We start from the raw sequence: 6,785 nt of genomic DNA on the forward strand, positions 1-6,785 counted from the left end.
GTGTTGATGTCTTCGATTGGGTCCGCAAGCTTCCTGAGGTGGGCACTCCCTCTCGCCGCGACCAAGCCGTGTTCGGCAAGATGTCCGCGAAGAGCATTGATCATTTGAGTGCGCTGCCCGACACATTGGCACATTGCGATGCCGTCAGGTGGGGGCATCCACGCCATCAACATGCCCTAGCGCAACCCTCCTGGAACGGCGACCAGCATGGCCGTCAAAACGTATGGCCCGCCCCGTTGCAAGCGCCGATTGGATTTCGACGTGAGCAGTCTGCACAAACGTATCCGGCATGTCGGCGAGATGACCGCTGCCAAGATGGAGATCCGCGCGTCCCGATCCTCATAAAGGGGCCGGCCTCAGAGGGCCATTTTTGACCGGAGGTTTTCGGAACACCGTTCGACTGTCAGGCCATCTTCCTTTCACCACTCGCAGCTTGTCGCGCCCATGCGGTTTTGAGGTGGACGCATATTCGTTTCAGCCCGCCGCCAGCGGAGCGGGGGCGTAAACCCGGCCGTGCCGCAAGAGTGCCCAAACGGTGCGCGCCATTTTTGCGGCAAGCGCGACGACAGCGACATTAGGATGGGTGCGGGCGAGAAGCGCGCGTAGCCAGGCACCGACCGCTGTATCCGCTCTGGCCAAGGTCGGCATGGCCGCTCGTGCGCCCTGGATTAACATCTTGCGCAGATAGCGACTGCCCCGCTTTGTGATCCCGAGGAGCTTCCGTTGTCGCCTGCCTGGGCACAAGACCAAGCCATGCGGCCAAGTCTCGTCCTTTCGTGAATGTCGCGGCATTGCCTACAGCGGCCACCAATGCGGTGGCATTCAGTGCACCGATGCCCGGAATGCTTGTCAGCCGGCGCGCTCCCTCATCAGACTTGGCCATGGTCGCGAATTCTGCATCGAAAGCGGCAATCCGGCGGTCCAGTCCCTCCCAGCGCGCGCGCATGTCACCGAGCAGAAATACCATGCGCGGACTGAGGCTGCCCGCACCGGGGTCCAACAGATCAGCGAGCAACTGGCGCAACCGGGCGTGGCCTTGTGCGGCGACATGTCCGCGTTCAAGCAGAAGGCTCCTGATCTGGTTGGTCAGTGACGTGCGCTCACCGACCAGTCGATCCCGCACCCGGTGCAGCGTCTGAACGTCGAGTTGTTCCTCGCTCTTGAGTTCGACGAAACGCATGGTGGGCCGGGTCGCCGCTTCGGCGATTGCCTCAGCATCGCGGTCGTCATTCTTCTGGGCTTTGACGTAAGGCCGGACATATTCCGGCGACATCAATCGGATCTCATGCCCGAGTGCTGCCAGTGATCGTCCCATGTGATGAGCGCCGCAACACGCCTCCATGGCCATGATGCAGGCCGGTAGCTTCGACGCGAAGGCGATAACGCCCTCCCGACGCAATCGCCGACGCATCACGACTGTCCCCGCCCGGTCGAGACCGACGACACTGCAACTGTTCTTGCCCAGATCGATGCCAAGGATGACAATGCTCATGGTTCGCTCCTTCCTCCTTTGAAAACCGACATCCTACACAGAGGTCGGCGGGAGGGGCGGGCCATCCATAAAGGGGGCGTGGACGCCAGATCGGTCGAACCAAAGGCGGCATGAACACAAAACTGCACGCCATATGCGGCAGTCAGGGACGACCGATCGACCTGTTCGTAACCGCCGGTCAGGTCTGCGACTACATTGGTGCGCGAGCTCTGCTGAGCAGCTTACCAAACGTCAAATGGCTGCTCGGGGATCGTGGCTATGGCGCTGACTGAATTAGAGAAGCGGTGCAGGACAAGGGGATACGCGCCGGCTTCCCCGGCCGAAAGAAGCGCAAGGCACCGGTCAAATACGCCATCGCCCGCGCCGCACTCGTCATCTACTGGTTATGAATCCTGACCCTAGAACCTCATCCCCACATCGAAGCTCGCCCCTTCCGACCCGATCCCGAAACTCGCGGCCCCGAATGAAAATCCGATCAGCGCGCCCGTCCAGACCTGTTCGGGCGTGTGCTCCCCGGCATGGACGCGGCTCCAACCCGTCAGGCCCGCCGCGCCATATGCCAGCGCGCCCGCCGCCGCCTCATCCTCAAAGCATTTCCCCGCGAGGTCCGAGGCCCCGAAAAACGCCGCCGCCGTATGGCCTGACGGAAAGCCCTTGCCCTCGCCCGAGGGGCGGCGCGAGATCGGGGTGCCGTCGAAATATTCCTTCATCCCCCAGACCAGCGCGGTCTGCAGGATGCCCCGCACAGCAAAGTCCTCAAGCCGGTCCTGATCCGCCGCGCAAACCGCCGCCGCCAAGGGCAGGCCGTATTTCATCACTGTGCCGAATTGCTCGAACGGGTCCGCCGCCACCGGAGCAGCCAGACCCAAGGCGCAAACCACCGCCACCGCCTTCATCACATCCTCCCCCGCGTTTTCGGAGCATGTCTTGTTTACCGCCGGTCGAGGCCTGCTGCATAGGCGTCCCGACGACAATACCAACGAGCGTCGGCATTCCCGCAGCGCGGGCAGTCGTTGTCTTACTCGCCCAGACGGATCACCCGATCCATGCGCGCTGCCAGATCCATGTTGTGGGTCGCGATCAGCGCCGAAAGGCCCGTCTCGCGCACCAGCGACATCAGCACGTCGAAGACCTTGTCCGAGGTCGCCGGATCAAGGTTCCCGGTCGGCTCATCCGCCAGCAAGAGCGAGGGCGCATTCGCCAGCGCCCGGCAAAAGGCCACGCGCTGCTGCTCGCCCCCGGACATCTGCGCCGGACGGTGATCGGCGCGATGGCTTAGCCCCACACGCCCCAGCAAATCCAGCGCGCGCGCCTGTGCCGCGCCAGACGAGACGCCATTCGCCAATTGCGGCAGAACGATGTTTTCCGCGGCCGAAAACTCGGGCAGCAGGTGGTGGAACTGGTAGACGAAGCCCAGATCCTCGCGCCGCGCCTCGGTACGGGCGCGATCGCCTTGCCCGCTCAGATCGCGGCCGTTCAGCACCACCCGACCGCTATCGGCGGTGTCCAGCAGTCCCGCGATATGCAAGAGCGTCGATTTCCCCGCCCCCGAAGGCGCGACCAGCGCCACGACCTCGCCTCGGCCCACGCGCAGCGACAGATCGGCCAGAACCGGAACCGGGGCCGGACCGCCCTTGCCATAGGTCTTTGAAATTCCGTCCAGAACAAGCACATCACTCATAGCGCAGGGCCTCCACCGGGTTCATGCGGGCCGCGCGGCGAGCCGGGAAAATCGTGACGATAAAGGACAGAGCCAGCGACAGGATCACCGCCTTGGCGATATCCACTCCGCGCAGTTTCGCGGGTAGCTCATAAATCCCGCGAACCGCCGGGTCCCACGCCCCACCGCCCGAGAACCAGTTCACGAAGCTCATGATATGGTCGACATTCAGCGCAAAGATCACGCCCAGCACGACGCCCGCAATCGTCCCGATCACGCCCGTAAAAGCCCCGCAGAGGAAGAATACGCGCAGCACCGCGCCCTCGGTCAGGCCCATGGTGCGCAGGATGCCGATGTCGCGGCCCTTGTTCTTGACCAGCATGATCAGCCCCGAGGTGATGTTCATCGAGGCGATCAGCACGAGGATCGACAGGATGATGAACATGACATCATCCTCGACATCCAGCGCCTTGAGGAAGCTCCCCGAGGCATCGCGCCACGTCCAGACCTGCGCCCGCTCACCCACCGTCTGGATCAGCGGCATGGTGAAATCATCGACCTTTTCGGGGTCTTGAACAAAAATCTCGATCTCGTCGGCCATGCCCTCGCGGTTGAAATAGGTCTGCGCCTCGGGCATCGGCATATAGATCCGCGTGCGGTCGATATCGTAGCGCCCGGCGGTGAAAACATAGGCGACGTCGTAGCTTTCGACACGCGGCGTCGTGCCGACCGCCGTCTGGGCGCCGTCGGGCGAGATGAGCTGCACGCGATCGCCCACGACGACGCCCAATTCCCGCGCGAGACCCGAACCAATGGCGATGCCTTTGTCGAAATCGTCGATATTGCCCATCCCTGTCTCGGGGTCGGCGATGCGCGGAACGGCCTTCAGTGCGTCCAGCGTCAGGCCGTAAACCTCGGCGACGTTATTCTCGCTATTCTGGCTCGCCATGACCTGACCGCGCACCACCGGCGTCGCGCGGGTCACTCCGGGCAGCGCGGCGATCTTCTTGGCCAGAGCATCGTAATCCTCGATCATGCCCGGCGAAACATAGGTTTCTTCAGTGAGGTCGTTATAGACCGAGGTCGGTGCGTAATAGACTGTGCTATGCGCATTCGCGCCAAGGATCGTATCGACGAATTCAGCGCGAAAACCCGCCCGCACCGCCAGTGTCGCGATCAACGCCATGACGCCCAAAGTGATGCCAATCAGGCTGATCCAAGTCATCACGCTGACGCCACCCTCGGCCCGCCTTGCGCGTAGATAGCGCCATGCGATCATGAATTCAAAGCGTGAGAAGGGGGCGGGACTTGCCATCGATCACCTGTCTTTCGGGTCGGAACTGCTTGGCCCGTCGCGCCTGAACATGCAAGCAAACAACAGCGTGAATTATAACGGTCCGGGGCGGCGTTCCTCGGAGAGCAACACATTGGCCTCGACCTGCCCCACGCCCGGCAGGGTCATGATGCGGCGGCGCAGGATACGCTCGAAATCGGCAATGTCGCGGGCGCGGACGCGCAGGCGATAGTCGAACTGGCCAAGAACGTGCTGCACGGTCTGGACCTCGGGTATGGCGGTCACGGCGCGCTCGAAATCCTCGAGGCCGACACGGCCCTTGGCGGCGAGCTTGATGCCCAGAAAAACGGTGACCCCGAACCCCAGCGCGGTGGTGTCGACGACGATGCGCCTCCCGGCGATCACCCCTTCGTCGGTCAGGCGCTTGATCCGCCTCCACGTCGCGGGCTGGGTCATGCCCAGATGCCGCCCGATTTCGGCCGCGCTGCGGGTCGCATCCTCGGAAAGCAGGCGCAGGATCGCAAGATCCGTCGCATCGGGGGTCATAGTGGCAGCTCCTGCACGTCCTTGATGGTCGAAACCAGCATCAGCGCGTCACTGTCCTGCACATGCGGCAGGGTCAGGATGCTCTCGCGATAGATCTGCTGCCAATGCGCCATGTCGCGCGCGATGACCGACAGGCGCATATCGACCGAGCCGAGGAAGGTCTGGATCTCGGTCACCTCGGGAACCTTGCGGGCGGCGGCGATGAAATTGTCGAAGGCGCGCGGCTCGGTTTTGTCCAAGGTGAAGCGCAGGCTAACTTGCACTTCATAGCCAAGCTTGCGCCAGTCGATCCGGGCCTCGAACGCGCCGATCACGCCATCCTCGCGCAAGCGGTCCAAGCGGCGCCACAGGCTGGCGGGGGTCACCCCGGCCCGCTCCGCCAGCTCTGCATTGGGCAGTTCGGGATCGGCCAGAAGATGGCGCAATATGCGTCGGTCCGTGGTATCGGGCATGATTTTTTCACCTATTGGCCGCATATGGCATGATCATCGCGAAGTTTCCATAAATTTCGCGAAGATTGCACAGAACTGCATTCGAGTCGCTGCTAGAAATAATGCATCGAATGAGGAGAGACGCTGATGCGTGTGTACTATGATCGCGATTGCGACGTTAACCTGATCAAAGACAAGAAGATCGCCATGATCGGCTATGGCTCGCAAGGCCACGCCCATGCGCTGAACCTGCGTGACTCGGGTGCCAAGAACGTCGTCGTCGCTCTGCGTGAAGGCTCGGCCTCGGCCAAGAAAGTCGAAGCCGAAGGCCTGAAGGTCATGGGCATCGCAGAAGCTGCTGCTTGGGCCGATCTGGTCATGTTCACCATGCCCGACGAGCTGCAGGCCGAGACCTACAAGAAATACGTCCATGACAACCTGCGCGAAGGCGCGGCGATCGCTTTCGCTCACGGCCTGAACGTGCATTTCGGCCTGATCGAGCCGAAGCCGGGCGTCGATGTCATCATGATGGCTCCGAAAGGTCCGGGCCACACCGTGCGTGGCGAATATACCAAAGGCGGCGGCGTCCCCTGCCTCTTCGCAGTCCACAATGACGCGTCGGGCAAGGCACAGGACATCGCCCTGTCCTATTGCTCGGCCATCGGTGGCGGCCGCTCGGGCATCATCGAGACCAACTTCCGTCAGGAATGCGAAACCGACCTGTTCGGCGAGCAAGCGGTTCTGTGTGGCGGTCTGGTCGAGCTGATCCGCATGGGCTTCGAAACCCTGGTCGAGGCTGGCTACGAGCCCGAGATGGCCTATTTCGAGTGCCTGCACGAAGTGAAGCTGATCGTGGACCTGATCTACGAAGGCGGCATTGCGAACATGAACTATTCGATCTCGAACACCGCCGAATATGGCGAGTATGTCTCGGGCCCGCGCATCCTGCCCTACGAGGAAACCAAGGCCCGCATGAAAGCCGTGCTGACCGACATCCAGACCGGCAAGTTCGTGCGCGACTTCATGCAGGAGAACGCCGTCGGCCAACCCTTCTTCAAGGCGACCCGTCGCATCAACGACGAACATGAAATCGAGAAGGTCGGCGAAAAGCTGCGCGCCATGATGCCGTGGATCTCGAAAGGCAAAATGGTCGACAAGGCCCGCAACTAAGACTTCAGAAAGCCCCGCCTCGCGCGGGGCTTATTATTCTGTCGGGCTTTGATGGTGTAACCGCCCCCCGCCGGCATCGACGTGCCAAGGTGGGATCGCAACAATCCATATTGGGAGGCGGTCATGTCGGAGATTATCACGGTCGGACCGGATCTGGCGAAGAATGTGTTTCAGGTCCACGGTGCTGACAGC

The 6,785-nt window shown here is 62.2% G+C and carries 6 protein-coding genes and 3 pseudogenes; 2 read left to right on the plus strand and 7 right to left on the minus strand.

Annotation, left to right across the window (positions count from 1 at the left end):
* Positions 1-122, minus strand: a pseudogene (locus tag ESZ60_RS21590) (IS110 family transposase); the annotation flags it as partial.
* A 352-nt stretch (positions 123-474) separates the two neighbouring features.
* A pseudogene (locus tag ESZ60_RS20015) lies at positions 475-1,492 on the minus strand (IS110 family RNA-guided transposase).
* Between the two features lie 74 nt (positions 1,493-1,566).
* On the opposite strand from ESZ60_RS20015, the pseudogene ESZ60_RS20020 reads away from it, so the two are divergent.
* Positions 1,567-1,881 (plus strand): annotated as a pseudogene (locus ESZ60_RS20020) (transposase); the annotation flags it as partial.
* 9 nt (positions 1,882-1,890) lie between these two features.
* On the opposite strand, the gene ESZ60_RS20025 reads toward ESZ60_RS20020, so the two are convergent.
* From ESZ60_RS20025 to ESZ60_RS20045, 5 genes are all read right to left on the minus strand, one after another.
* Positions 1,891-2,388: a phosphatase PAP2 family protein gene (locus ESZ60_RS20025; protein WP_134682425.1), complete on the minus strand. Its 498-nt coding sequence runs from the start codon at positions 2,386-2,388 to the stop codon at positions 1,891-1,893.
* A gap of 122 nt (positions 2,389-2,510) precedes the next feature.
* A complete protein-coding gene (locus tag ESZ60_RS20030; RefSeq protein WP_134682426.1) occupies positions 2,511-3,173 on the minus strand; it encodes an ABC transporter ATP-binding protein in 663 nt (220 codons plus the stop codon).
* Positions 3,166-4,467 carry a lipoprotein-releasing ABC transporter permease subunit gene (locus ESZ60_RS20035; RefSeq protein WP_134682427.1) on the minus strand — a complete coding sequence of 434 codons (1,302 nt, stop codon included), beginning with the start codon at positions 4,465-4,467 and terminating at the stop codon, positions 3,166-3,168. Before ESZ60_RS20035 ends, ESZ60_RS20030 begins: the two co-directional genes overlap by 8 nt.
* Before the next feature lie 72 nt (positions 4,468-4,539).
* Complete coding sequence (locus ESZ60_RS20040) at positions 4,540-4,992, minus strand: Lrp/AsnC family transcriptional regulator (protein WP_134682428.1); 453 nt, start codon at positions 4,990-4,992, stop codon at positions 4,540-4,542.
* On the minus strand, positions 4,989-5,444 hold the full coding sequence (locus ESZ60_RS20045) for an Lrp/AsnC family transcriptional regulator (protein WP_134682429.1): 456 nt from the start codon (positions 5,442-5,444) through the stop codon (positions 4,989-4,991). The genes ESZ60_RS20040 and ESZ60_RS20045 overlap by 4 nt, the downstream gene beginning before the upstream one ends.
* Positions 5,445-5,570: 126 nt before the next feature.
* Between ESZ60_RS20045 and ilvC the strand changes: the two genes are divergently transcribed.
* Positions 5,571-6,593 carry a ketol-acid reductoisomerase gene (ilvC, locus tag ESZ60_RS20050; protein WP_134682430.1) on the plus strand — a complete coding sequence of 341 codons (1,023 nt, stop codon included), beginning with the start codon at positions 5,571-5,573 and terminating at the stop codon, positions 6,591-6,593.
* Positions 6,594-6,785: the final 192 nt, after the last annotated feature.

It is taken from the genome of Paracoccus ravus, assembly GCF_004522175.1.
GTDB lineage: Bacteria > Pseudomonadota > Alphaproteobacteria > Rhodobacterales > Rhodobacteraceae > Paracoccus > Paracoccus ravus.

Coding starts and splice junctions, on each gene's coding strand:
- ESZ60_RS20025 (WP_134682425.1), bottom strand. CDS start 2,388: ATGAAGGCGGTGGCGGTGGTTTGCGCCTTGGGTCTGGCTGCTCCGGTG.
- ESZ60_RS20040 (WP_134682428.1), bottom strand. CDS start 4,992: ATGACCCCCGATGCGACGGATCTTGCGATCCTGCGCCTGCTTTCCGAG.
- ilvC (WP_134682430.1), top strand. CDS start 5,571: ATGCGTGTGTACTATGATCGCGATTGCGACGTTAACCTGATCAAAGAC.
- ESZ60_RS20045 (WP_134682429.1), bottom strand. CDS start 5,444: ATGCCCGATACCACGGACCGACGCATATTGCGCCATCTTCTGGCCGAT.
- ESZ60_RS20030 (WP_134682426.1), bottom strand. CDS start 3,173: ATGAGTGATGTGCTTGTTCTGGACGGAATTTCAAAGACCTATGGCAAG.
- ESZ60_RS20035 (WP_134682427.1), bottom strand. CDS start 4,467: ATGGCAAGTCCCGCCCCCTTCTCACGCTTTGAATTCATGATCGCATGG.